Annotated in this window: 24 protein-coding genes and 3 tRNA genes; 3 read left to right on the top strand and 24 right to left on the bottom strand. The window is 68.6% G+C overall.

Features of this window, described 5'->3' with window-relative positions:
• Positions 1–91: 91 nt before the first annotated feature.
• Together RUR_RS02490 and RUR_RS02485 are read right to left on the bottom strand one after the other, a co-directional pair.
• Positions 92–1,090 (bottom strand): sigma-70 family RNA polymerase sigma factor, encoded by a 999-nt coding sequence (locus RUR_RS02490; protein WP_283133190.1) that lies wholly within the window; start codon positions 1,088–1,090, stop codon positions 92–94.
• Positions 1,091–1,464: 374 nt separating this feature from the next.
• The gene (locus RUR_RS02485) at positions 1,465–2,421 is read right to left on the bottom strand and encodes a DUF1152 domain-containing protein (RefSeq protein ID WP_283133189.1); all 957 of its coding nucleotides are present in this window, start codon (positions 2,419–2,421) and stop codon (positions 1,465–1,467) included.
• A gap of 249 nt (positions 2,422–2,670) precedes the next feature.
• On the opposite strand from RUR_RS02485, the gene RUR_RS02480 reads away from it, so the two are divergent.
• Entirely contained in the window at positions 2,671–2,907 is a 237-nt protein-coding gene (locus RUR_RS02480) for a hypothetical protein (protein ID WP_283133188.1), read from the top strand.
• Positions 2,908–3,775: 868 nt separating this feature from the next.
• Here RUR_RS02480 and RUR_RS02475 read toward each other — a convergent pair.
• The 18 genes from RUR_RS02475 to RUR_RS02395 form a co-directional block, all read right to left on the bottom strand.
• Positions 3,776–3,847: transfer RNA gene (locus RUR_RS02475), tRNA-Val, on the bottom strand.
• Between the two features lie 10 nt (positions 3,848–3,857).
• Positions 3,858–3,928 (bottom strand) — tRNA-Cys (locus RUR_RS02470).
• A 23-nt stretch (positions 3,929–3,951) separates the two neighbouring features.
• Positions 3,952–4,023 (bottom strand) — tRNA-Gly (locus tag RUR_RS02465).
• Positions 4,024–4,054: 31 nt separating this feature from the next.
• The gene (locus RUR_RS02460; protein ID WP_283133187.1) at positions 4,055–4,450 is read right to left on the bottom strand and encodes a ribosomal maturation YjgA family protein; all 396 of its coding nucleotides are present in this window, start codon (positions 4,448–4,450) and stop codon (positions 4,055–4,057) included.
• A 4-nt stretch (positions 4,451–4,454) separates the two neighbouring features.
• Complete coding sequence (locus RUR_RS02455; protein ID WP_283133186.1) at positions 4,455–5,045, bottom strand: YceI family protein; 591 nt, start codon at positions 5,043–5,045, stop codon at positions 4,455–4,457.
• A 285-nt stretch (positions 5,046–5,330) separates the two neighbouring features.
• Positions 5,331–6,353, bottom strand: coding sequence for a PQQ-dependent sugar dehydrogenase (locus RUR_RS02450; protein WP_283133185.1), 1,023 nt, complete (start codon positions 6,351–6,353; stop codon positions 5,331–5,333).
• A gap of 607 nt (positions 6,354–6,960) precedes the next feature.
• A complete protein-coding gene (locus RUR_RS02445) occupies positions 6,961–7,719 on the bottom strand; it encodes an ABC transporter permease subunit (protein ID WP_283133184.1) in 759 nt (252 codons plus the stop codon).
• Positions 7,716–8,618 (bottom strand): ATP-binding cassette domain-containing protein, encoded by a 903-nt coding sequence (locus tag RUR_RS02440; RefSeq protein WP_283133183.1) that lies wholly within the window; start codon positions 8,616–8,618, stop codon positions 7,716–7,718. Before RUR_RS02440 ends, RUR_RS02445 begins: the two co-directional genes overlap by 4 nt.
• An 80-nt stretch (positions 8,619–8,698) precedes the next feature.
• On the bottom strand, positions 8,699–9,358 hold the full coding sequence (locus RUR_RS02435; RefSeq protein ID WP_283133182.1) for a response regulator: 660 nt from the start codon (positions 9,356–9,358) through the stop codon (positions 8,699–8,701).
• Entirely contained in the window at positions 9,355–10,542 is a 1,188-nt protein-coding gene (locus RUR_RS02430; protein WP_283133181.1) for a sensor histidine kinase, read from the bottom strand. Before RUR_RS02430 ends, RUR_RS02435 begins: the two co-directional genes overlap by 4 nt.
• 243 nt (positions 10,543–10,785) lie before the next feature.
• Entirely contained in the window at positions 10,786–11,832 is a 1,047-nt protein-coding gene (locus RUR_RS02425; RefSeq protein WP_283133180.1) for a methyltransferase, read from the bottom strand.
• A gap of 83 nt (positions 11,833–11,915) precedes the next feature.
• Positions 11,916–12,350, bottom strand: a complete 435-nt coding sequence (locus tag RUR_RS02420) for a hypothetical protein (RefSeq protein WP_283133179.1) — start codon at positions 12,348–12,350, stop codon at positions 11,916–11,918.
• A 264-nt stretch (positions 12,351–12,614) separates the two neighbouring features.
• Positions 12,615–13,757: a pyrroloquinoline quinone biosynthesis protein PqqE gene (gene pqqE, locus RUR_RS02415; RefSeq protein WP_283133178.1), complete on the bottom strand. Its 1,143-nt coding sequence runs from the start codon at positions 13,755–13,757 to the stop codon at positions 12,615–12,617.
• A complete protein-coding gene (gene pqqD, locus RUR_RS02410) occupies positions 13,754–14,014 on the bottom strand; it encodes a pyrroloquinoline quinone biosynthesis peptide chaperone PqqD (protein WP_283133177.1) in 261 nt (86 codons plus the stop codon). Before pqqD ends, pqqE begins: the two co-directional genes overlap by 4 nt.
• Positions 14,004–14,759, bottom strand: coding sequence for a pyrroloquinoline-quinone synthase PqqC (gene pqqC, locus RUR_RS02405; RefSeq protein WP_283133176.1), 756 nt, complete (start codon positions 14,757–14,759; stop codon positions 14,004–14,006). Before pqqC ends, pqqD begins: the two co-directional genes overlap by 11 nt.
• A complete protein-coding gene (gene pqqB / locus RUR_RS02400; protein WP_283133175.1) occupies positions 14,756–15,676 on the bottom strand; it encodes a pyrroloquinoline quinone biosynthesis protein PqqB in 921 nt (306 codons plus the stop codon). Before pqqB ends, pqqC begins: the two co-directional genes overlap by 4 nt.
• A 14-nt stretch (positions 15,677–15,690) precedes the next feature.
• On the bottom strand, positions 15,691–15,777 hold the full coding sequence (pqqA, locus tag RUR_RS36755; protein WP_428846972.1) for a pyrroloquinoline quinone precursor peptide PqqA: 87 nt from the start codon (positions 15,775–15,777) through the stop codon (positions 15,691–15,693).
• Between the two features lie 137 nt (positions 15,778–15,914).
• Entirely contained in the window at positions 15,915–16,403 is a 489-nt protein-coding gene (locus tag RUR_RS02395) for a hypothetical protein (RefSeq protein ID WP_283133174.1), read from the bottom strand.
• A gap of 179 nt (positions 16,404–16,582) precedes the next feature.
• Between RUR_RS02395 and RUR_RS02390 the strand changes: the two genes are divergently transcribed.
• Positions 16,583–16,960: a peptidase inhibitor family I36 protein gene (locus RUR_RS02390; protein WP_283133173.1), complete on the top strand. Its 378-nt coding sequence runs from the start codon at positions 16,583–16,585 to the stop codon at positions 16,958–16,960.
• A 70-nt stretch (positions 16,961–17,030) separates the two neighbouring features.
• On the opposite strand, the gene RUR_RS02385 is transcribed toward RUR_RS02390, so the two are convergent.
• On the bottom strand, positions 17,031–17,939 hold the full coding sequence (locus RUR_RS02385) for a sugar kinase (protein WP_283133172.1): 909 nt from the start codon (positions 17,937–17,939) through the stop codon (positions 17,031–17,033).
• Between the two features lie 119 nt (positions 17,940–18,058).
• Here RUR_RS02385 and RUR_RS02380 point away from each other — a divergent pair, with 119 nt between their 5' ends.
• The gene (locus tag RUR_RS02380; RefSeq protein ID WP_283133171.1) at positions 18,059–18,916 is read left to right on the top strand and encodes a metallophosphoesterase family protein; all 858 of its coding nucleotides are present in this window, start codon (positions 18,059–18,061) and stop codon (positions 18,914–18,916) included.
• A 129-nt stretch (positions 18,917–19,045) separates the two neighbouring features.
• Here the strand turns inward: RUR_RS02380 and RUR_RS02375 are convergent, their stop codons facing one another.
• The 3 genes from RUR_RS02375 to RUR_RS02365 form a co-directional block, all read right to left on the bottom strand.
• Positions 19,046–19,855 (bottom strand): SAM-dependent methyltransferase, encoded by an 810-nt coding sequence (locus RUR_RS02375; protein ID WP_283133170.1) that lies wholly within the window; start codon positions 19,853–19,855, stop codon positions 19,046–19,048.
• A 365-nt stretch (positions 19,856–20,220) separates the two neighbouring features.
• Positions 20,221–20,358 carry a hypothetical protein gene (locus RUR_RS02370; protein WP_283133169.1) on the bottom strand — a complete coding sequence of 46 codons (138 nt, stop codon included), beginning with the start codon at positions 20,356–20,358 and terminating at the stop codon, positions 20,221–20,223.
• A 3,060-nt stretch (positions 20,359–23,418) separates the two neighbouring features.
• Positions 23,419–23,922: an HAD domain-containing protein gene (locus tag RUR_RS02365; protein ID WP_283133168.1), complete on the bottom strand. Its 504-nt coding sequence runs from the start codon at positions 23,920–23,922 to the stop codon at positions 23,419–23,421.
• Positions 23,923–23,930: the final 8 nt, after the last annotated feature.

Raw genomic sequence — 23,930 nt, 5'->3', positions numbered from 1 at the left:
GCGACGAGCCTTGAGGCCGTCGCCGTACATTCCGTTCAGGGGTGATACGGAGCGCGACCCCGGAACTCATCGCCGGATCGGAAGAAACTTTTCAGGGCAACTCCGCAGGCAGGCCGAACAGCGGGAACAGGGGGAACGGCCTCGCGGTCTCCAGGTAGGTCGTGCACGAGGTGATCACGTCACCCGACACCTCCACGATGAGCAGGGCGAACGGCCGGTATCCGCCCTCCGAAGGCCAGTACTGACCGAACGCAGGGGAGCCGTTGGCCACGGTCGGCACCAGCCGGGCGTCGGCACAGGGCAGCTCGGCGGCGCTCAGCACCTCCCGGATCCCGGTACGGCCGCGCAGCCACCAGAGGAACGGCGGCATCGACGTGGTGGCGTCCTTGTGGAGCAGCGAGACGAGGGCGTCGACGTCGTGGCGTTCGAAGGCGTCGCAGTAGCGGTCGAGGAGGTCCCGCTGCACCCGGTCGGCAGGGTCGTAGGGGTCGGCGGCGGGAGGTTCGACGGCCTTGAGGGTGCTCCTGGCCCGCTGCAACGCGCTGGTGACCGACGCGACGGTGGTGTCCAGCAGCCGGGCGACCTCGTCGGCCTTCCAGCACAGGACGTCCCGCAGGATCAACGTCGCCCGCTGGCGGGGAGGAAGCCGCTGCAGCGCGGCGATGAACGCCAGCCGGACCGTCTCCCGCCGCGCGACCAGGTCGGCCGGGTCCCCGCCGAGGGGAAAGATCAGGCTGTCGGGGATCGGCTGCACCCAGGCGGAGTCCGGCAGCGGCAGCCCGATGTCGGCGCCGGGGTGTGCCGCGGGTGCGAGGTCCATGGCCAGGGCACGGCGCTGCGCGCTGCGCAGCATGTCCAGGCAGACGTTCGTCGCGATCGCGTAGACCCAGGTTCGCAACGATCCCCGGGCGGCGTCGAACCGGTCGAGACCACGCCACGCCCGGACCAGCGTCTCCTGCACCGCGTCCTCGGCCTCGAACGCCGAGCCGAGCATCCGGTAGCAGTACCCGATCAGCTCACCGCGGAAGCCCTCCAGCCGGGCTTCCGGCCCGTCGGCCCGCCGCCGTCCGTCCGTCGCCGGAGATCTCACCGTCGCCACCTCCCCTCAGTCGATCCGCTCACACTACTCACCGTGACCGACAACGGACGACCTGCGGACGACCGCTCCTCCTTGGAGCGGCATGGTGAAACCCGGCGAATGCCCGTACGGACCTAAGGCCGGTATCGGCACCCGTGGTGGAATCCGTCCCGCAGCAGCCATGCCTCGATCTTCGGATCATCCGTTTCGCCGAACCGTTCGACCGCGTGGATCCGGCCCCAACCGCGGACTTGGCGGGCTGGCCGGTACACGCCTCGCTCCCGATCCGGCCAAGCTCGCGAACAGGGCGAGATCCTCCGGAAACACCGAGCACGTGAAGCAAGTCCAAGGGGCGTGCAGTCGCGGTCTGTGAATGTTCCGGTCGCTCAGTGCGGGATGGGACGCTTCGGGCGTGGCTTGATTCCGGCGCGGAACGTTTCGACTATCGCGCGTACCTCGTGCTGGGTGTCGGTGTCGTTCAGGTGCGGCGGATACCGGAGGTGGTCCGCGAGTGCGGGGAGGTCCACGGTGAAGTACACGGCCATCAGCGGATTGACGAACAGCTCGCTGCCCGCGGTTCGGTCGGTGACGCGGACGTCGCCGAACTCACCGCGGACCGCCGCCGCGATCTGGCCGTTGACGATGCTGGGCCGCGCCGGGGTGTGCGCGTGGGCGTGGGCGGCGGCGTCCAGATAGAGCGCCGCCTCCTCGCTGTGGCGGGGGATCGACAGCGCGCCCAGGTACGCGCCCCGGCGGTCCAGGGCGGCGAGGTTCTCCAGGACATGCGCATGGCACACTCCGTGGTAGGCGTCGATGCCGAAGCCGGCACAGGTGACGAGACGTACCGGCACTTCGACCCCGGCCACCGCGACCAGGCTGGTGATGTCCTCCTCGAAGGTGCCGACGCCCGCCTCGTCGCCGCGCATCAGGATGTCGGTGCCGCCGTCGACCAGCACGATGCCGTCGATGTCCAACGTCCGCACCAACGCGCGGTAGGCGGCGCGCAGGGGTCGCACACCGATCCTGTCGAAGGCGTACACGATGGGGTTCAGGCCGCGGGAGGACAGCCAGCGAGCGAGGGTGCGTTCGGGGAAGTAGCGGTCGTGTCCCGAGGTCGCGGGCGTGATCGCGGCCAGGTTCGGCGCGACCCAGGCGTCGGTGCCGATGAGATCCAGCGCACTGAAGGACAGGTTCGCCAGGTGCACACTCTTGCCGAGCCGCATCAGCGCAAACGCAAGCGGGAGACCGACATAGACATCGAAGCCGCCCCCCGCCCCGGCGATCAGCACCCGTTGAGCATCCTTCAAAGCGGCAAACAGGGGCGGTTCATCCAAGAACCTCATAGTTCGCGATGCTATAGAGGCCCAAGCGAATCCACCGCCGCCCCGCGGTCCGGAATCGCGACCCAAATGGGACGTACGGGGCCCGCCATGCGTCTCTGGTTGTGCGCGGGTTTCTGCCTGGCTATCTCCTACGACACAGGGCGCTCACCTTAGGGGGTTCGAAAGCGGACTGAGGCTTCCCTCGAGCCTGACTGCGGTAAGTAGTTGATTGCTCGCTATGAGTGACAGTCGACCTGTGAAGGAGAGGTCATGCGTTCTGCGATGCCCATCGCTGTGAAACTGGCCGGCGGTCTGCTTGCCGCCACCGCCGCGCTCGCCGCCCTCGCGCCCACCGCGTCAGCGGCCCCCGTCTCCAACCTGCCTACCAACGAGGCGGAATGCCTCGCTGCCGGCGGGCATACCAATCTGCTCTTCGTCACCCATGCCCCTCTCCGAGTCTTCCGGACGTGTCACCTCAGTATCGGGAGCTTCTTGATCGTCAACTGATCTCGGGCGGCCCGGCGGACTTCGCGCACGCCGGGCCGTCGGCTTGCAGTCTGTTCGGCCCCGCAGAGCCTTTTGAGCAAGGTGATCCGCCACGCCAACCGGATGCCGGGGCTGTGCTGCGACGGCCTGCTGAATCCGCACCCATGTGCCGCGCAGCTCTGGCAACCCCACTTCCAGGCGGCCCCACAGGCGCTGACACCCGCAGGACATCAAGCGGAGCGAGATGACCAGCAAGGCGGCGCCACAGCCACCACACCGAGGAGATCCGGGGGTCGCCCCCCGGCAAACACCACATGGCCCCCGCGATAATGCCCCCAAAAGGGGCTTTTGAATAGGCGTCAACGCCCGCAAGGCATCAAGCGGAGCGACCGGGTCCAAGCGACCGGGCCCAAAGGTGGCGGCGAAGCCGCCACACCGGGGGTCCGAGGGTCGTGCCCCGGAAAAACACTGCGCGGTCCCCGCGAAAAAAGCCCCGAAGGGGTTTTTGAATAGGGTGATCCGCCTCGTGGTTGGTCACCCAGAATGCGTCGACGCCCGCAAGGGCGTCCAGCGGAGTAACCGGGTCCAAAGGTGGCGGCGAAGCCGCCACACCGGGGGTCCGGGGGTCGCCCCCCGGAAAAACACTGCACGCGTGCCAACGCGAAAAAAGCCCCCAAAGGGGGCTTTTGGGCAAGGTGATCCGCCTCGTGGCTGGTCACTCAGTAGGCGTCGACGCCCGCAAGGGCGTCCAGCGGAGCGACCGGGTCCAAAGGTGGCGGCGAAGCCGCCACACCGGGGGTCCGGGGGTCGCCCCCCGGGAAAGTACTGCGCGGGCCCCCGCGAAAAAAGCCCCCAAAGGGGGCTTTTGAGTAGGGTAACCCGCCACGCGTGGGCGATACTGGGATCGAACCAGTGACCTCTTCCGTGTCAGGGAAGCGCTCTCCCGCTGAGCCAATCGCCCTTATTGTTCGAGGTGGAGACGGGATTTGAACCCGTGTAGACGGCTTTGCAGGCCGTTGCCTCGCCTCTCGGCCACTCCACCGAGGAGGTCCGTGGACCTCTCCGAGCGGAAGACGGGATTCGAACCCGCGACCCTCACCTTGGCAAGGTGATGCTCTACCACTGAGCCACTTCCGCGTGCCGCTTGCGCGGTCTTACGAGAAGAACTCTAGCGGATTCTTCGACTCCGTGTGACGCTTGAACGTCTGCGTGCCACACCTGCGTGTACGGCGAGGGCGAGGAGTGCGCCGAGCGCGTAGGCGAGCAGGTCGGGTGGGTGGTAGGTGCTGCCGAGGATGAGGCGGGCGAGGGTGCTCTGCGCGGAGAGCGCGGCGGGTACCGGGGTGAGCTGGGCGAATTCGACGGCCCAGCTGAGGGCGAGGGCGATCGCGGCGGTGGTGCGGGGGCGGGTCCGGGGCCGGATGAGGATGATCAGCGTGTAGACGAGGACGGTGTAGAGGGCGACGCCGCCGTATTTGGCGAGGGGGCCGTCGGTCCAGGCTCGGATGCCGAGTCCGGCGGCGAGGGTCGCGATGACGGCGACGGCGGCGGGCAGGCGGGTCATGGGGTCAGTCACCGTGGGTGTGGACGGGGGAGTCCTGCCGCACGGCGAGGATCTCCAGTTCGAGTTTGATCTGGGTGCCGAGGATTTTCCCGCCGGTGTCGAGGGTCTTGTTGTAGACGAGCCCGAAGTCGAGCCGGTCGATCATCGTGGTGGCGCTGAACACCGCCCGGTATTCGCCGGTGTGGACGGAGACGACCCCGAGGAAGTCGAGGCCGAGGACGGCGGGCTGGGTGACTCCGGCGATGGTGAGGTGGCCGTGGATTTCCAGGTCGCCGTCTTCGGTGACGTGGGTTTTGGTGCTTCGGTAGGTGATGAGGGGGTGTGCGGCGACGTTGAAGAAGTCTTCGTCGCGCATCGCGGCGTCGCGGGCGCTCAGGCCGGTGTCGACGCTGGAGGCTTCGATGCCGAGGGAGACGGTGGTGTCGTGGAGTGTCTCGCCGACGTCGATGATTCCGGCGAACGCCCGGAAGGTTCCGCGGAGTTTGGCGATGCCGAGGTGGCGCATGAGAAATCCGGCGGAGCTGGTGCCGTGGACGAAGACCCAGGCCCCGGGGATGGGCATGAGGCGGCCTTCGATGGTCCGGGTGTACTCCATCAGGGTCTCTTTCGCAGGGTATCTACGGCCAGGCGCGGGCCGGCGGGATTCAACACGGTAGCCGATCAGGGGAAACATCCTGATGTATGTCCGCTGAGGGGTGCAAGGCCACCTGATGAGCACCCGTACGGCCGATCGGCGCACGTGCTTCCGGCTTGGACGGCACGCGATCGCCAACCCGGCGGCGGGTTCGGCCGAGGCCGTGCCGATCCGCGTCGGAGTACACCCGGGCCCGCGGCCGGGTGTCCGGGCGTGGGCAGGACACCGGCAGGCGTCCGGGCCGGGTCAGCGCAGGTCGGTGCGGATGATGCGGTCCGAGCCGCTTGGCGCGCCGCCGTTGTCGACGTTGGAGGTCGAGAACCAGAGCGTCTGCCTCCCGGGTACCGGGGCGACCGCGCGGAGTCTGCCGTACATGTCCGGGAAGAACCACGAGGTGTCGCCGATCTCGGTGCCGTTCAGCTCGATCCGCCACAGCCGCCGGCCGCGCAGGGACGCGATGTACACGGTGTCGTTGACGATGGTCATCCCACTGGGGGAGGCGGTGCCCACCGGCCAGGTGGCCTTCGGGTTCTCCTTCCCGGGTTTGCCGCAGTATCCCTCGCAGACCGGCCAGCCGTAGTCGCGCCCGGGCAGGATCAGGTTGAGCTCGTCGCGCCGGGTGTTCCCGAGTTCGGTGGCCCACAGCCGTCCGGCCGAGTCGAAGGCGAGCCCCTGCGGGTCGCGGTGGCCGTAGCTGTAGACGGCGGTGCCGAAGGGGTTGCCCGGCGCCGGGGCCCCGGTCTTGGTGATCCGGAGGATCTTGCCGTTGAGCGAGTTCAGGTCGGGTGGGAGGTAGGTCTGCATGGCGTCGCCGGTCGCCACATAGAGGTAGCCGTCGGGACCGAAGCGCATCCGGCCGCCGTTGTGGTACCGGTTTTTCGCGATCCCTTTGAGGAGCACGGTGTATCCGCTGAGAGACGTGCCGTCGAAGCTCATTCTGGCGACCCGGTTGCCTTCGTCGGCGGCGTGCATGAAGAAGACGTCCTGGTCGGTGGTGCCGTTCCAGGTTGGCGATAGGGCGAACCCCATCATGCCGCCGTCACCGGGAACTCCATGCGGTATCCGGCCGATCTGGGTTTTCACCCCTTTGCGGGTGACCCGGAAGACGTTGAAGGTGTCCCGTTCCGTGACGAGCGCGGACTTCCCGTCGGGTAGCCAGGCGATCTCCCAGGGCGCGGTCCAGCCGGTGCTGATCACGGTGGGGGTCTGCGGTACGCCGCCGCGGGCGCGGGGATGCCGGCGGGATCCGGCCTTGCTTTTGGCGCTCATGCACGCCCGCCTGCCGGGTCCACAGCAAGGGCAGCATTTCCAGCCCCTTCCGGGCACGTAGCACGGACAACATCTTTTTCCTCGATGGAGGCAACGCTCTCGGTCCCCGCGGTCCCGCGGATTCCCGGCGTTCGCGGGGATCGGGGCGAACAGCGGGGTCAGCACGCTGAGGCCGATCGCGAGGATGAAGGTGAGCCGTACGGCTCGCGCCCGGCCGGTCCGACGCCGCCGGGACGCCGGGCGAGGGGTGCCGAATCGTCGTGCCTGGGTCCGGTCCGTGCTCGCCTGTGGTCGTTGGGTGTGCAAAACATCCCCCGGACTGTCCGTAAGCGGCGTCGATGCCGTCGAGTTACCGTCCCTCTCGTATGCCCATATGCCCCCACACAGGTATTCAACACTCTCTGTAACTTTTAAAGTACAAACGGTGATGTATTGGGCGTGGGTTCTGTACGGCGGCGTTCGCCGGGGTCCGTCACCACGCCATACCCCGAGGTCCTCTCCCCGGAACGCGTCCGCACGACACCGGGCCCGCCGCGAGGTTCACGGCGGGCCCGGTGGGGACGGCGGCGACGTTCTCTGCCGAAGCGCCGGGTGGGCTTGCGCCCCGCTAGGCGTCCCGGCGGTGCAGCAGGACGGCCGCGACGATCCCGATCACCGCGATCCAGAGCAGGTAGACGCCGAGCCCGGCCCAGGGTTCGAGCATGCCTGGGCGTGTTTCGAGGAGGGCGATCTGCTGCCCCGCGTTGGAGGTGAGGTACGTGCGGACCGTCTCCCCCCACTGACCGGGCAGCAGGGCGGAGATCTGGGGCAGGACCAGGATCAGGGCGATGGCCGAGACGATCGCGCCCGGGGTGTGCCGGATGAGGGCCCCGAGCACCAGCCCGAGCAGGCCGCTCGCGGTGAGGTAGAGCCCGGCGCCGACGACCGTCCGTACCACGCCGGGGGCGCCGAGCGTCGTCTCCAGCCCGGTGCCGTCCAGCACCAGCTGTCCCGCGAAGAACGACAGGAACGCCGCGGCCGTGGTGACGACCAGGGAGACGACGGTGAACACGACGGCCTTGCCGGCGAGCATGTTCACCCTGCCGGGCACCGCCAGGAACGAGGTCCGGATGGAGCCGGTGCGGTACTCCCCGCTGATCGTCAGCACGCCGAGTGCGGCGATGGTCAGCGCGGCGAGGCCGAGACCGGTAAGGCTCAGGTCGGTGCCGTTCAGACCGGATTCAGCCGGGTTCGAGGAGTTGGCGACGGCGAGCGGAAGCAGGATGCCGAAGGCGAGCATCGTCACCGCGGTCGCGATCAGCGTCCACATCGTGGATCGGACCGAGCGGAGTTTGGTCCACTCCGAACGAAGGACAAGCGTGCTCATGCCGCGACCGCCTCATACTCGACACTGCCCTTGGTGAGTTCCATGTACGCCGCCTCAAGGGTCGGCTGGACGAACGTCAGCTCGTGCAGGACGAGCCCGGCGCGGGCCGCCGTCTCGCCGACCTCGGCGGCGGTGACGCCGGTGACCCGCAGATGGTCGCCGTGCAGGACGGCCTCGCCGCCCAGGAGCGGCGCGAGCTGGGAGAGCTGCGGCGAGCCGACCCGCACGTATCCCTGGGAGCTGAGCCCGATGAACTCGCCGACCTCGGCGTCGGCGATGAGCTGTCCCTTGCCGATCACGATGAGGTGGTCGGCGGTCTGCGCCATCTCGCTCATGAGGTGGCTGGAGACGAAGACGGTACGGCCTTCGGCCGCGAGCTTGCGCATGAAGGTGCGGACCCACAGGATCCCCTCCGGGTCCAGCCCGTTGACCGGCTCGTCGAAGATGAGGATCTCCGGGTCGCCGAGCATCGCGGCGGCGATGCCGAGCCGCTGCCCCATCCCGAGGGAGAACCCGCCGATGCGCCGGCCCGCCACCTCGGTCAGCCCGACGATGTCGAGGACCTCGGTGACCCGTTTGGCGGAGATGCCGTTGCTCTGGGCCAGGGCGAGCAGGTGGTTGTGGGCGGTCCTGCCGCCGTGGACCGCCTTCGCGTCCAACAGGGCGCCGATCTTGTTCAGGGGTCTGCGGAGTTCCGCGTAGGAGCGGCCGTCGATCTTGACGGATCCGCTCGTCGGGCGGTCGAGGCCGAGGATCATCCGCATGGTGGTCGACTTCCCGGCCCCGTTGGGCCCGAGGAAGCCGGTGACCCGACCTGGCAGGACCTCGAACGTGAGGTCCTGCACCGCTACGGTGGCACCGTAGCGCTTGGTGAGGTTTGTCGCCGTGATTGCCGTCATGTGTCCAGCTTCCCCGGACGACGGCCGGGATTCATCGAGCCTGAGAACGGTCCCTTCGGCGGCGGACTGGGGCCGGAGTCCTACGCCTTCCGATCGATGAGCCCCGTCTCGTAGGCGACGATCACGGCCTGCGCCCGGTCCCGGACACCGATCTTGCCGAAGAGGTTGGTCACGTGGTTCTTGACCGTCGAGGGCGACACCTGCAGCGCCTGGGCGATCTCGGGGTTGGACCGTCCCCGCCCGATCAGCGTGAGCACCTCCCGTTCCCGCTCGGTGAGGTCGGCCACCCGGGGCGACGTGGTGGCCAGGCGTGGCCGGGAGGCCCGGACGAACGTGCCGATGAGCCGGGTGAGCAGCCGCGGGGCCACCGCGGCCTCGCCCCGGTGCACCACCCGCACCGCCTCGACCAGCTCCTCGGGCGAGACGTCCTTGGGGAGGAATCCGGCGGCCCCCGCCCGGAGCATCGCCACCACGTGTTCGTCGAGGTCGAACGTGCTCAGCGCGAGCACGCGCACCTCCGGCAGCTCGGCTGCGATCCGCTCGGTCGCCTGCACCCCGTCCACCCCGGGCATGTGCAGGTCCATGAGCACGACGTCCGGGCGGAGCCGCCCGCCCAGCCGGACGGCTTCGGCTCCGTCGGCGGCCTCGCCCACGACGGTCATGTCGGGCTGGGAGCCGAGAAGCAGCCTGAACCCGGTGCGTACCAGCGCCTCGTCGTCGGCGAGCAGCACCCTGATCATCGATGTGCCTCCTGCACGGTCGGCCGGGGGAGTACCGGGAGGGGGAATCGGGCGTAGACCCGGAAGCCCCCGTCCGGCCGCGGCCCGGTCTGCAGCTGTCCGTGGCACATGGCCACCCGCTCGGCCATCCCGCCCAGGCCGAATCCGCTCGGCTGCCGGCCGAAGCCGCCCACGGCCCGCTCCACCGGCATCCCGTCGTCCAGCACCTCGACCTCGACGGCGTCGGACTCGTAGGAGACCCGGACGTCGGCCCGGGCCCCGGCGGCGTGCTTGCGGGTGTTGGTGAGGGACTCCTGCACGATCCGGTAGACCGCGTGGTCCACGAGGGCGGGGAGCGGCACGACCTCACCGGTGATCTCCAGCCGGGCGGGCAGCCCCGCGCTCCCCGCCTGCTCGATGAGGCCGGGCAGCCCCACGGCCCCCGCGGCGGGTGTCGTCTCGGTGTCCCCGTCGGCTCTGAGGACGTCGAGCAGCTGCCGCATCTCCGCGAGCGCCTGCCGTGCGGTCTCCTCGGCCGAGAGCAGGGCGTCGCGCGCCCCCGACGGGTTGGCCTCCATGGCGGCGCGGGCGCCCCCGACCAAGGCGTTGATCACGCTGATGTGGTGGGCGACGACGTCGTGCAGTTCCCTGGCGATGTGCCGCCGCTCGGTACGGACGGCCTCCTCGGCCGCCTGCTGCACCCGGCGCGTCCGGATCTCGCCGCGGAGCCGGAAGAAGGTGCCCACGCACACGCAGAAGACCGGACCCACCACGGCGCTCAGCAGCTCGCCCACGAGGTTCTCGGACCCGTCCCGGACCAGGCGGAGCACGGCCGCGTTGCCCATGTTGGCGGCGCCCGCGAGGATGGCGACGATCAAGGAGGTCCGGCCCGCGCTGTGCCGGCCGACGCTGTAGAGGGCGATCGACGCGGTCAGGCCGGGCGCGGGCTGCTGGGAGAGCGGGGAGGCGGCGACGTCGAGGACCACGGTGATCGTCGCGGCGATCACCGGGTGGCTCCGCCGGACCAGCAGGGGGAGGGCGGAGACGGCGAAGACGCCCGCACCGAGGGCGAGCTCGGGATGGTCGTGGACGGAGGCGACGGCGGCGAGTGCCCCCGCCGTGAAAAGGACGGATACCAGAATCGTGTCGAGGACCCGGGGACGCCTGATGAACCCCCAAAAGGCCTGGAGGCCCGCGAAGCGCATATCCACACCTTAACCGGCATGTTCCGATGAGGTGTACGGCGTGCGCCGCGATCTCCGCGGACGTCGGATCGCCGGCCCGTCGCGGGAGCACGGCAGGCCGGTTCGGCGCGTTCCCGCCGTCGGCGAGCGCGCCGTACGGCCTGCGGCGGTCGCCGCCGCAGGCCGTACACCGCACTCCGGATGTCGATCGCCCCGCGCCGGCCGTCGCGGCGCGGAGCGCCGGCACCCGATCGGCGCGGTCGGTCAGACGCGTTCCGCGGTGATCAAGGATGGCCCGGAGGGCAGCGGGACGATGCCGGTGACGCGCAGACCCGCGGTGTCGAGGAGTCCGCGAAGCTCGGACTCGGTCCGTTCCCGGGCGCCGTTGAACATGATCAGCATGCGCAGGTCGAGCAGGCGGCCGGGATGCGGGGCACACGGGTCGTCCGGCAGCGGGGTTTCGGCGATCAGCAGCCGATCCTGCCGGCCCATCGCCGCCGCGACGTTGTTCAGGATCCGCTGGGCGTGGTCGTCGTCCCAGTTGTGCAGGATGCTGGCGAGCAGAAAGGCCGAGGGATGCTCGTCCGCACCCGGAACCGACTGGAAGAAGTCCCCGGCGACGGTCCGGAAACGCCCGGTCAGACCTTGGGCGGTGAGGTGGTCCCGGGCCGACGGGATCGCCGGTTCCAGGTCCAGGACGGTGCCGGTCAGATGGCCGTGGGGGCCGAGGATCTCGGAGAGGACGGTGCCCGCCCCGCCGCCCACGTCGATCACCGACCGGATGTCGCCGAAATCGTGCCGTCCCGCGATGTCGCGCCCGATCGACTGGGAGCGGTCGATCATGCAGTGGTCGAAGAGGGAACGCGAGGTGGGCCGGGTGCTCAGGTAGTTCCAGGAGCTGCCGTACCGCGCGATGAAGCCGGACTTGCCGGTACGCAGGGTCTCGGCGACGTTGCCCGCGGTCGTCCACCAGGCCGGCTCGATGGCCAGGCGGATCGTCGCGCGCAGCGAGTCCGGTCCCTCCTTGAGGGTCTCGCCGGCCGGGGTGAGCCGGTAGCGGCCTTGCGCGTCGGCGTGCAGGATCCCGGCCGGAATGAGGATCGGCAGGACCCGGGTGAGCGCGGCGGCGTCGAGGCCGCAGTCGTGGGCGAGTTCGGCCGCGGTGCGCGGGCCGTCGGCGAGGCGGTCGGCGATGCCGTGCTCGGCGAACGCGGCCAGCACGGTGAAGGTGAGAAAGGACTCACGGAGTCCGATGACGACGTCGTGGGCCGGAGTGGGGGTGTTGTCTCCGGCGTCGACCGTCTGGGTCATGGGGTGTTCGCCTCTCTGATCGGGAGGAATCTGGGGCACGGTACCCATATCTACGTGGGTCCCGCGAGGGTGGGCGGTGCCGATCAGGTGGGCCGGTCGACCGACGAGGTCGGGATCTTGTTGGGGTCCGGGTTCCGGCCGAGCGCGACGTACCAGCGATCACCGTTCTGGGTGATCGTCAGCGTTTCGCTGTACGAGCCGGCGGTGCCGACCCCGGAGAGCCGCGCGGTGGCCACCTTGCGGAAGTCCTCGCTGGTGATCGCGGCCTCGCTGAGGGTGATCTCCTTGCCGCCGTGGGCCTTGAGCAGTTCCTCGATCTCGGCGTCGGCGTTGTTGCCCGGGGGGATCAGCCGGTTGAGCGCCTCGGTGTCCTCCTCGTTGAGGGCCGTGACATAGGCGTCCACGACGTCCCGCGGGGTGTCCGCGCCGTTCGCGTCGCCGGAGCAGCCCGTCAGCAGGAGGAGCCCGGTGAATGCCGTAAGCACCCCCGCCGAGGTTCTGATTTTCCATGAAGACATATTGATAAGTCTATATCTGTTGATCACAGCTTTACGCTGTGGTTGGTTGAAATGTCAAATTTCATGCCGATATAAGGCAATGTATAAGTGAAGAAAGGTGAAGATGACTCCGTTAATTGTTTAGTTGCTGTTTTTCCGCATGCGTAATATACGTCCGATGTGTCGGATCGGGAATGTGGGGCGTGGGCACACGACTCAACCGCATGGCTCCGTCCTGCCGGCGACGTCGACGCGACCCCGCCCGGCGGGGGCGGGGTGTCACGATCAACCTATTGGTTGTTCGGGTGGAGCCGAAACCATGACTTCACCGACGGCTCCCCGCCGCCGGCGCGGGCCGCGGTAGACCAGCTCGGCCGGCGCCGCGGGGTCGCCGCCCTCGGTGAGTTCCTTGATCAGGTGATGGTCGGGGGAGAGCGCGCAGGCCGGATCGGTCCGCCCGGCGTCCCCGGTGATCGCGAATGCCTGGCAACGGCACCCGCCGAAGTCGATCTCCCGGCGCGGGCAGCCGGCGCACGGCTCGGGCAGCCACGCGGTGCCCCGGTAGGCGTTGAACGCCGGGGAGCTCTCCCAGATCCAGGCGAGCGGCCGGTCGCGGACGCTCGGCGGGTCCAGCCCCGGCAGGGCGTACGCGGCCGGGCAGGGGAGCGCGGTCCCGTCCGGCCCGACGGTGATGGAGAGCGACCCCCAGCCGCCCATACACGGCTTGGGGATGCCTTCGAAGTAGTCGGGCACCACCCAGATCACCTCGACGGAACCGGCCAGCCGGTCACGCCAGCGCCGCAGGGTCGGCTCCGCCCGGGCCAGCTGCTCCCGGGTGGGCAGGAGCGCCGCGCGGTTGAGCTGGGCCCATCCGTAGTACTGGGTGTTGGCGAGCTCGATCCGGCTGACGCCCCAGGAGAGGCCGAGGGCGATGATCTCGTCGAGGGAGTCCAGATTGTGCCGGTGCAGCACGACGTTGAGCCCGAGGGGGAGCCCGGACTCGACGACCAGCCGCGCGGCGCGCTCCTTGGCGGGGAACGACCGCCGGCCGCCGATCCGGTCGGAGGAGACCGGGTCGGCGTCCTGGACGGAGAGCTGCACGCTGTGCAGGCCCGCGTCGAGGAGCTCGGCCATTCTGGTCTCGGTCAGCCCGACCCCGCTGGTGACGAGCTGGGTGTAGAGCCCGGTCCGGACCGCCGAGGCGGTGATCTCGGCGAGGTCGGGCCGGAGCAGCGGCTCGCCGCCGGACAGGTGGGTGTGGACGACGCCGAGCCCGGCCGCCTCGCCGAACACCCTGGCCCAGTCGGCGGCCGTCAGTTCGGCCGATCGGCGGACGAGTTCGACGGGGTTGGAGCAGTACGGGCAGCGCAGCGGGCACGCGTGGGTGAGCTCGGCGAGCAGCGCCCACGGCCGGGGGAGGCCGGTCACCGTACCCAGCCCTCCCCCCGGACCCGGTCGATGAAGACCGGGACCTCCTCGGCGACCGGGGCGCCGGGATGGTCGGCGAGGAGCCGGTCGACGATCTGCGTCACGGTGCTGGCCCCGTCGCAGAGCCGGAGCACCGCTCCGGCCTGCTCGTTCAGGACGACCACACGTTCGGGCATCACCAGCAGGTCGGCCCCGGTCACCCCGTCCCGGCGGAGCAGGACCGCAGGGGCGAGCGCCGGTCTCCAGTCAGTTTCCATGGGCGAACTCCCCCTCGCGTGGCCGCCTTCCGCCCTCGGGGCCGTAGGCGTCCTGGACGGCGTCGAGGAGCGACCAGAGCACGTCGCACTTGAAGGAGAGCGCGGCGACGGCCCGTTCCTGCTCCTCCCGGGTCCGGGCCCAGGAGCGGACGAGGTCGAGCGCCTCGCCGCTGTCCCGTCTGCCTTGGCCGATCCGGGTGTGGAAGTACCTCAGGCCGTCGCCGTCGATCCAGCGGTAGTGGCGTTCGAACGCGTCGATCCGGGTCCGCATGATGTCGGGGGCGAACAGTTCGGTGAGCGAGGAGGCGACGGCCTCCAGCGTGGTGCGCAGGCGGCAGAAGTTGACGTAGGCCTCGACCGCGAAACGCACCCCGGGGAGCACGGAGTAGCCGGAGAGCAGGAGCGCGCGGTCGAGTCCGGCGGCCTCGCCGAGCCGGAGCCAGCGCTCGATGCCGCCGCCGTCGGGGTCGCCGGGGACGTGGGGTCCCCCGTCGTGGTCGTGGATGCGGCGGATCCACATCCGGCGGAGTTCGCGGTCCTCCAGTTTGGCCAGGATGAGGGCGTCTTTGATGGGGATGTTCCGCTGGTAGTGGAAGCGGTTGAGGATCCAGCCCCGGATCTCCCCCCGGTCCAGGTCACCCGCGTGCATACGGAGGTTGAACGGGTGGAGGTGATGGTAACGCTCGCCGGGGACGGCACGCAGGCGCTCGCCGAACTCCGCCGGGCTCCACGGTGTGTCGCTCATAGTTCGATCACTGCTCCTTCGCCGGCGACCTCGATGCCCATTTCGGCGAGTACCCGGTGCTCGGGAGCGGCCGGGTCGACGAGCCGGTTGGTGTTGTTGAGATGGGTGTAGAGGTGGCGTCCTCCGTTTCCGGGGCGTGCGGCGCGCAGGCGCGCCAGTCGGGTGGCCGTGCCGTCCGGGCCGTCGATGGGGAGGTGCCCCATCTCCGTCGCAGACTTGGGGGATATTCCCGTTTTGCGGGGTTCGTCATCGTCCCAGAACGTTCCGTCGAGAATGACGCAGTCGGCGTCGGCCGCGGCCCGCTCCAGCTCCGGCGACCAGGTGCCCACGGCGGGGGCGTACAGCGCGGACGCGCCCGACTTCGCGTCGGCGAGCAGGAGCGCGATCACCCAGGGCGCGCCGCCGGCCGTACCGTCCACGGCGTATCGCGGGCGTTTGCCCGACACCGGGATGGCGCGGACCGTGACCGATCCGGCGCCGCCGAGCCGGAGCGGGCGGTCCTCGGGCAGTTCGCGCCAGGTGAGTGTGGTGTAGGGGTCCAGGATCCGGCCGAGCCGCAGACGGTCCAGGAGCGCGTCCCGTACGGCGGGGGCGGCGAGGATTTCGGTCTCCCCGGCCTGCCGCAGGAGGGCGAGGCCGAGGGTGTGGTCGAGTTCGGCGTCGGTGAGGATCACCCCGCGCACCGGGGTGTCCCGGCCGCCCGCGGGTGGGTGCAGGGGCCGGCACGCCTCGATCTGGGCGGTGATGTCGGGGGTCGCGTTGACGATGTACCAGCTGCCGGGGCCTGAGCGCACCGCGATCGAGGCGTGGCATCGCCGCCGGGCGGGATGTGCGCGTGCCCCGGCGCATCCGGGGCACGCGCAGTTCCACTGCGGGATGCCGCCACCCGCCGCGGTTCCGAGAACGCGCAACTGCATGGCGGTGTTGGAATCTAGCGGTTCGTCATGAAGTAAGCGGTCACTTCGAGCGATGTCTCGATGACCTCGTAATCGGGGGTGTGCCAGGTGTTCTCTGCCATAACCGGTTCACCTACCCTTGCTGCCGCGTGCCGTCTTATCGGCACGGCCGAACCGCATTATTCCCGGGGTCATGTCGAGAATCGCTGGAGATTTGCTGGTTTGTTGGTGAACGACTGGTAATCAGCGCAGCGTGCAGTCAGCGCGGGGCGCAGAAGATCTGCTCGATCGCGGTGACGATCCGCCTCGCCTGACCGGGGGTTGCGGGGGCGAACCGTACCCGCGCGCGTTCGACGACCCGGGGAACGGCCATGCCCCGGAGCATCTCGGCGCAGGTGAGCCTGGCCCGGTGGATCGCCGTGGCGCCGGTGAGGGACGGGGCGGCCGCCTCCAGGACGATCAGCAGCCGCCGTCGCTGGTCGGCGTCGGGGGAGGGTACGGCCCCCGGTCGCGGCGTGGTGGTGGGCGCGGTGGAGACGGGGCTGACCCGCGGGCCCGCACCCGGCCCCGGTGTGGGCGAGGCGGTCGCGGCGGCCGCGAGGTTGGGCCTCGGCGGGGAGACGGTGTCGGCGATGGAGACCAGGACCGCGCCGAAGGTCATCGTCAGGGCCGCCATGATCGACAGGGCGATCAGCATCTGGACGGCAGGGCTCCGGGAGCTGATTCCCTGGCGTGGTGGGTCGAACATGATCCACCACAATATCCGGCATGTCCTGTTACATACGGCAATATGCACAGGATTGGTACGTGTTGTCGTCGAATTCACGATCAGGCCACGGCGGCATGTCATCACGAAGAGTGATATTTGAATCGCCGAAAGTTATGATCGCGAGCGTGGTCGTTCGACCGTGACCGAGAGGAAGACCCATGACCGGCTTACGAGCGATCCTCGCGGGACTCGGCGCCGCGGCGGCGGTGGCCCTGCCCGGCGTGGCGCAGGCCTCGCCCGCGCCCGCCTGCCCGTACGGAGCCGTCTGCCTCTGGTCCGGGCCGAACTACACCGGCGCGTCGTACGTGTGGACCCCGAACCAGGGAAACGTGTTCCTCGGCGACCGGGCCGCCGCCCTCGTCGACCACGTCGGGTCCTTCATCGCCAATACCCGGGCGTGCCTCATCGACACCGGGGACGACCCCGGCGGGGACTTCCACGGTGCCCGGTTGGCGGGCGCCGGTGACTATCGGGCCGACTACCTCGGCGCCTTCGGCGGGGTCATGGACCGCATCGCCTCGGGCGCCTACTGCTGAGTCCCGGGCGCCTGCCGCCGAGTCGCCGCCCGGGGACCCGGACCACCGGACCGGGTCCCCGGCGCCCAGCTCAGCGCACCAGGTCCCGGTTGACCGGACGCAGGTCGTCCCGGCTCGGCAGGCCGTGCCAGGCGCTCGCGCTGGCCAAGGAGAACGCGCTGAGCAGCGCCCCCCGCTGCAGCCGCATCGACGGGTGCAGGTCCTCCAGCAGCGCGCTCAGGTAGCCGGCGACGAACGCCTCACCCGCACCGGAGGGGTCCACGACGCTCACCGGGACCGCCGTCGTGTCGAATCTGAGCCCGCCCACCGTGACGCTCGCCCCCTTCTCCCCACGGGTGACCACGAGCTCGGGGATCCGGTTCAAGACGGACTCGATCAGCATGAGCTCGTCCTGGTTGGCGAAGACGACGTCCGACTTCGCGGCCAGCGACGAGAGGACGTCCACCGCCTCGTTGGCCTCCGGCCAGAGCTCGGCGTGGTAGTTCACGTCGAAGGAGACCGGGACCCCCGCGTCCTTGGCCGTCGACACCGCCTGCTTCACCGCCTCGTACGCGCTCGGGCTGAGACCCGGGGTGATGCCGGTGATGTGCAGGAGCCGGGCCTCCCTGACCGCCCCCGTGGGGACGTCCAGCGGCGACAGCCCCAAGCCCGCCGTGCCCGCCCGGTAGTGGGTGAGCCGAGGGAACGTTCCGAAACGCAGCTCCTTGAGCACCATTCCGGTCGGCGACGTGGTGTCCGTACGGCATCCGCGGACGTTGACGCCCTCGCCGTGCAGGGTGGCCAGGATCCGTCGGCCCAGCTCGTCGTCGCCGACCCTGCCGATCCAGGTCACCCGATGCCCCAATCTGATCAGCCCGATCGCCAGGCTGGTCTCGGAGCCGCAGATGTCGAGCCGCAGCCGGTCGGTATGGCGGAGCCGGTCGCCGGGTTCGGTGGCGACGACGGCGAGCGCCTCGCCGAGGGTGAGCACGTGCGTCATTGCGGGCCTTTCAAAGGGGGGATTATCCGCGATACGCAGGATCTTAGGGATTGGCGGCGGGCTGGAGCACCGTCATCACCTATCCCGTACACATGGGATTCCGCGCTACGATCACGCCGATGACGGTGAAACCTGGGACGTCGGGGAAGCTGCTGGCCATCAGCGACCTCCATGTCTCCCACCCCGAGAACCGGAAGATCACTGAGGGGATCCGGCCCGAGTCCGGCGACGACTGGCTCCTGGTCGCCGGGGACGTCGCCGAGACCGTGGGCGAGGTCGAATGGGCGCTCGGCCTGCTCCGCGAGCGGTTCGCCCGCGTGATCTGGGCTCCGGGCAACCACGAGCTGTGGACCGCGCGCCAGGACCCGGTCAGGCTGAAGGGCGAGGCCCGCTACCGCCGTCTCGTCGAGGTCTGCCGGAGCCTCGGGGTGACCACCCCGGAGGATTCGTACCCGATCTGGGAGGGTGCCGACGGCCCCGCCCTGATCGTCCCCCTCTTCCTCGGTTACGACTACACGTTCCGTCCCGAGGGGGCCTCGACCAAGGAGGAGTCGCTCGCCGTCGCCTACGAGTCCGGCGTGGTCTGCGCCGACGAGGTGCTGCTCCACCCCGACCCCTACCCCACCAGGGACGCCTGGTGCCGGGCCCGGGTCGCCGAGACCGAACGCCGGCTGAGCGCCGAGGCGGGCGGGCTGCCCGTGGTCTTCGTCAACCACTATCCGCTCGTCCGCGAACCCACCCGGGTCCTGCGCTACCCCGAGTTCGCCCAGTGGTGCGGGACCGAGCTCACCGCGGACTGGCACATCCGGTACAACGTCGCGGTCATGGTCTACGGGCATCTGCACATCCCCAGGACCACCTGGTACGACGGGGTCCGCTTCGAGGAGGTCTCCCTCGGCTACCCCCGCGAATGGCGCCCCCGACCCGTCCCGCCGGGCCGCCTCCGCCAGATTCTGCCCCACCCCCCGGCGGCCTGATCGACTCATCCCGGGTTCCGTACGGCCGCCTGCCGGGGATGCGGTACGGCGTGCGCCGCCCGGGGCCGGACCTTTTCCGCCGTCCCGGCCGCGTTGCACCGGACGGCTCACGCGGGTCCGGGGCCTCGCTCAGTTCTTCCGCGCCACGCAGCCGAGGAGCATCCAGTCCGGGTCGCCGCCGCTGGGATCGGAGTCGGCGGGGCGCCAGCGGTGGATGTCGACCAGGCCGGGGTCGAGCAGTTCGAATCCGTCGAGGAGCCGGACGAGTTCGGCGTGGGACCGCGGGGTCAGCGGCACGCCCGCGCTCCGGAACCCGCGCTTGGCGGCGATCATGGCGTCGTTCTGGCCGACGTCCTCGGTGTGGGAGAGGACGAGGTGGCTCCCCGGCGCCATCGCGTCCCTGAGGGTGGCGACGACCCCGGCGGGGTTCTCGGAGTCGGTGATGAAGTGCAGGACGGCGAGGAGGAGCACCCCGACCGGCCGGCTGAAGTCGATCAGCGCCGTCACCTCGGGATCGGCGATGATCTCACCCGGACGCCGCAGGTCCCCCTGGACCACGGCGGTGGAGTCGGCCTTGGTCAGCAGCGCCTGACCGTGCACGATCACGACGGGGTCGTTGTCGACGTAGACGACCCGGGAGTCCGGCGCCGCCCGCTTGGCGATCTCGTGCACGTTGTTCTGCGCCGGGAGCCCATTGCCGATATCGAGAAATTGCCGGATGCCAACCTCTTTGGCGAGGTATTGCACGGCCCGTTGAAGGAAGGCGCGGTTGGCCGTGGCCGTGGCCGGTGCCGAGGGGCAGGCCGCGAGCATCTGCCCGGCGGCGGCGCGATCCGCGGCGAAGTTGTCCTTGCCACCAAGGAGATAGTCGTAAATCCGCGCACCATTGGGGATGGTCACATCAATTCCGACAGGGGCTGACCGCTCATCCGCCGCCATATCTCCCGCTTTCCGCTATTTATACATATATTGGACAATATATATCTATAGCGTGATCTTACCAATGAGAAGGATCATTGGAAACGGCAACGCCACACTCCGTGCCGATCCGTACACCGGTTCCACCATCCTCTGACCTGCGCCGCAGCCCACCGACGCGACGCCGGCTCCCTGCCGCCGCCCGAGGCCTCTCCGTTCTCCGGTCGGCCCGGACCGCGACTCCCGCCGTCGATCCGCGGGCACCGATCGCCGTTCACGCCCCCGAAAGAACCAGTGGAGCGCGAAGCTCACGATCATACCCCCACCCGCAAGAGCGGCGATACGCCTGACCCCGTGCGCGGATCACCCCGAAGAAGGGGGTGGAGCTAGAGTTTCCGTCCCAGCCGGACCACCAACGCGAGAATCCCCACCACGATCCCCACACTGACCGCGAGCAGAAGCACCAGCGCCCCGATCGTGATCACGTGATCCCACAACCCCGGCTGCACAGGGTCAACCGCCACCCTTGGCCTCCTTCTCCGGCGGACGGTCGTCGAAACCGCCCCGTTCTACGTCGAAAGATCGTTAGCCGGGGATCTTAGCCCTCCCGGCGGTACTCATCGCGGTCACCGTATCTCCGCCTCGGGGAAGGTGATCGCCTGAGGTCCGGTCGGCCGCCGCCCGAACGGGATCAGGCGGTATCGCGGGTGAGCCAGGTGCGGGCTTGGGTGAGGTGGTCGCGGGTGAGGCCGGTGCGTGGGACGCGGCCCAGAGCTCTGCGCCACCGTCCGCAGCATCGCCAGCGGCCCTGCTGCGCGCTGGCCGTGACTGCCGGTCAGGTCAGGAATCTGCTCGGCGCAAGTCCGCTTGTCACAGGCAGCGTTTTCACAACGGAAGCGGCGCACCTGTACCTGGGGTAGCCACCTCCCCGGCCACCGGCAGATCCGCCGGGCACCGCTGATGGCTGCTGCTAGCCTGCACCGACTCGCAGCCACAGACTGGACACCTGCCCTTCGGCTCCATCGTTGCGGCCTTCACCTGCACGGTCGCGCCCATCCGATACCCCCCTCGACACGAACGGTGACAAGATGTAGGAACAGACCGTCTGCAGCCCCGTGATCGACACAACAGAGTCTCGACGCTGGCACCGGCCTGCAACCGTCTCAACATGATCGCGAACCTGGAATTGGGCGGTCATGGAAAGTGGGCCAGAGTCACTTTTGCATGGCCACAGACAAGTCGCCGCTCGTCTCTGGGAGAGTCGAATGAGCCAACTCACGCCCTTCGTCTGGATGAGACACCATGAGTCATGGTGACCAGACCTATTTCTCGATGGGAGCGTTTCTTGTGGCCCTCGGCAATAGGAGGCTCCTTCCCAGTTAATGTGGGACCGGGCGCCGGGGTGGGTGATTTGAGGGAGAATTGCTCGTTGGTGTGGCACTCCTGGTAGTGATCTCGCGTGCGCGAGCGTAGCTTCGCTCCAAAAGTGGCACATACGACCGTACGATGGACAGCCTGCCGTTGTGCCCACGATAAGTAAGCGGCGGCAGTGTGGTGGATGAACGTCTTCTCAAGGAACTAGTGAAACCGACACCAACACACCTCATACTGAAACAACCCCTAATGTTGCTATCTCCTTGGAGATAATGACTTTGGTCCATAAAGGAGTTGGCCACGAGTTGTGCTGGTGCGGTTTCAATCCGGCTAACCGTGAGTTCGCTGACCCACCGCTGGCCTAGGCTGCCACCGCTACGGTGGCAGCCCCAGCATGGTACCAAGCTGGGGCTGCCACCGTCTTTGGCGTCAGCTACTGCCAGCCTCAGTCGGCACTTGTCGGGATCCTGGAGATCCTCGGCCTCTACTTAGGAGTGCTGCTAATCCCGGACCGAACGTCTCGGCGGTCATTGGAATACGTGGCGATACAGGGCAAGCTAGTGTTTGAATCGGATCGTGATCGAGGAGATCCGATGTCCCTGCCACCACGTGGACTCAGCGGCCTTGGGCCGATCTTGGGAGGGCTTTGCTGGGGACGACAAGCTCGAGGAGCGCGCACGCAGCCGCTCCACCTCGTCTCGAATGTCGGGCTGACTATACAGCCAGGAGCGAGATACCCGAGCCCGGTGAGCCACAAGCGGGAAGGTGACGTGCCCCTGCTCGCGGTCAAGGTCCTTCAGGACGCGGAACGTCCTCGCGCGGAGTTCGCGATTGAGGGCATCGGAGCGTGTTCGCGGGATCGGGGGGCTGGTTCGGCTTGTGGCGGCACGACATGCTGGCGGCCATGAGGCGATGGGATCGAAGCCGATCAGCCGGACGATGGCCGCTTGGCACTGGCAGGAATGGGCCGGTCCCATGTGATTATCGACTGGTTGGTTCAGGTTGAGGTGCGTAGGTTCCGACTCTGGTCGGTCCGAAGCAGGTGGGGACATACAAACTCCTTGTCGAGAAGAATTGGTGACAATTGTGCCCGATGTGCAAGGATCCGTGGCGGCTTTGATTGATCTCGTAGGATAATCATGAAGGATTGTAGTCCTTCGTCATGTTTCGGCGAATGATCATCTTTGATTCTATTCAGGCTCTTTGGGTCGATTCATGCAGATTGCTCTCTTCTGGGTGAGATAGGAGAAAGTTATCGCCATGTCTGACCTGTCGTATTGAGCATGCGGTGAGTTTGGAGATCGGGTCGTGTTCTTGGATGGCGGTGAGCGGTCTGATTGTGATGAGTTCCGCATTGCGGGCCATGTCGGTTCGGCGGACTTCAGCTGGTCGTAGTCGAGGTAGAGCTCAAGATCTTCTCCCAGTCGTCGGTGCACACGTCGGGAATCACGCCGGCCAACGAGTGAGGATCACATCGCGCTCGTCGGGCCGGTAGGTCATTCTGTGCAGATGTACGGCAGGCCTAGGCTCGTCCCCCAGCCTGTCCGGCCGGTTGCGCACGAACCGGGCACGCCATTTGCACACCGTCTCGGTGGTGACACCCATCTGCCAAGCCGCCGAACCGGCCGCACGGGGTAACCCGTTGTCATCTATTTCCGCGCACGTCGGCACGATTCGTGACCACAAGGCCGGTGTCTGCGGTGTCGAGGAGACCTGCTGCCGTTGCTGCAGTATCCGCCGCTCACAATCAGGACACTAGGGCGTCCTCGTGTTGGCGATGAGCGGGAATCTACAGGTCGAGCGTCGCGCTGAGAAGGGCGCTTTGGCTCGTCATTCGAACTCCCGGAGCAATCGGGGTCTGCCCATGCCGCTTACGCCGGTGACATTGAGCACACGGGGCCCGTGGTTCGGTTCCTGCAGTTCCTCGGTGAAGATCGCGAGTGCGGCTTCACGGTCGGCGAAACTGCGGCTGAGTGCGCGCAACTGGCCTGAACCTGGGTTCCAGGGACACTCGGGAGGCCCCGGCCGGGCTAGGTCATGCGGCAACGCGCCAAGAGGCCGGACCGTGTCGTTGACCCGCGCTAGACAACCGTCCTGGAACGATCAATTTGATTAGGCAACAGGTTGTCGAGATGTCATGGAGCCGTTCCGGTGACTTGGTCGTGCGGTGTTGCCGAATCGGGAGAGCACATTCACGCCATCGTGGGCGCTCAGCCGGGCCGGCGGGTGAGCCAGGTGCGGGCTTGGGTGAGGTGGTCGCGGGTGAGGCCGGTGCGTGGGGGGATCTTGACGATGAGGAAGTCGCCGACCTGCTCGTGGGAGAGGAGGTAGGTGCGGTCGCCGCCGCCGACGGCGTCGTCGAACCAGACGAAGGGGCGGGAGCCGGCGTATTCGGCGATCGGGCCGGTCTTGTGGCCTTCGCCGTAGTGGGAGACACCGTCCCGGTTGACGTCGACGACCGGAAGCGGCGGGAGGCCGAGCCGGGGGGAGATGTGCTCGTTGGCGTGGTGTTCCCAGGTGGTGGCCCAGACGAGTTCGGCGCCGGTGTCGCCCGCGAGGGCGAGGAGCCAGGCGCCGTGCCGGCGGTCCAGGAGGACGCGGTAGGTCTGGCCGTCGACGACGCATTCGTGCCGCCGGAGCCGCAGGGAGGTCCGGGAGGTCGGGTTGAGGACGCCGTCGACGTCGAGGAGGACGAGGGGCCGGGCCGAGGACATGGCGGGAT

Origin of the sequence: Rhizohabitans arisaemae (assembly GCF_025996515.1) — a bacterium.
Lineage (GTDB): Bacteria > Actinomycetota > Actinomycetes > Streptosporangiales > Streptosporangiaceae > Rhizohabitans > Rhizohabitans arisaemae.
This window is presented reverse-complemented; position numbering and strand designations above follow the sequence as displayed.